This window comes from Saccharothrix sp. ST-888, from assembly GCF_000955975.1.
GTDB lineage: Bacteria > Actinomycetota > Actinomycetes > Streptomycetales > Streptomycetaceae > Kitasatospora.
In genome coordinates this window covers 1-286 of record NZ_JYJF01001032.1, presented here as the reverse complement: position 1 = coordinate 286, position 286 = coordinate 1, and the positions used below count along the sequence as shown (strand labels likewise).

At 69.6% G+C, this 286-nt stretch carries 1 protein-coding gene; it reads left to right on the top strand.

Features of this window, described 5'->3' with window-relative positions; all coding sequences use genetic code 11:
- On the top strand, positions 1–286 hold a 286-nt coding region (locus UK12_RS42755), incomplete at both ends, for a hypothetical protein (RefSeq protein WP_045307345.1).

The following is a 286-nucleotide window of genomic DNA, read 5'->3' as shown; positions in this document are numbered from 1 at the left end:
CGCCGAGCAGTTGCGTGAGGCGGTCTCCGATGGTGAGTCCGTCGAAGGCGTCCTGTCGCTGCTGGCGCTGGACGGGACCGTGCTTGAGTCGGGTGTGTCGGCCGGGCTCGGTGGGACGTTGGCGCTGGTGCAGGCGCTGGGCGACTGTGGTGTTGCTGCTCCGCTGTGGTGTGTGACGCGGGGTGCTGTGTCGACGGGTCGTTCGGACCGTCTGGTGAGTGCGGTTCAGGCGCAGGTGTGGGGTCTGGGCCGGGTGGTGGGGCTGGAGCATCCGGAGCGTTGGGGT